This window comes from Herbaspirillum sp. VT-16-41, from assembly GCF_001994935.1.
Classification (GTDB): Bacteria; Pseudomonadota; Gammaproteobacteria; order Burkholderiales; family Burkholderiaceae_D; genus Herbaspirillum; species Herbaspirillum frisingense.
The window spans coordinates 1-368 of record NZ_MUXB01000214.1; the positions used below are offsets into that span (position 1 = coordinate 1).

The window sequence follows — 368 nt, forward strand, 5'->3', positions numbered from 1 at the left end:
GAAATACCCGCCATGTCCGCCAGTTGATCCAGTTCTACCGGATTGCTCAACCTGACACGCGCCAGCGCACGGCTCTCGTCTGACGTTGGCAGACTGACGCCGTACCGCTTGCTGTTCTTGAGTATGTCACTCAATGCCAGCATTTTTGGCACGTAAATTTTGGTTTCCTGTGGCAGTGAAAGGGAACAGAAGTCCGTGGGTTTACCCCGCGCCTTATTCACTTTCATTGCCTTCAGTACTCGCCCTTCACCGCTGTTATAGGCGGCAACGGTTAATAACCAGTCCCCGTCAAACATACGGTTCAGACGCTGCATCATGTCGAGGGCAGCCGTTGTGGATGCAACCACGTCACGACGCGCAGCGTAGCT

General features: G+C 54.3%; 1 protein-coding gene. It reads right to left on the reverse strand.

The window, feature by feature from the left end; all coding sequences use genetic code 11:
* The coding region (locus BTM36_RS26575) for a transglycosylase SLT domain-containing protein (RefSeq protein WP_168189849.1) at positions 1–368 on the reverse strand (368 nt) is incomplete at both ends.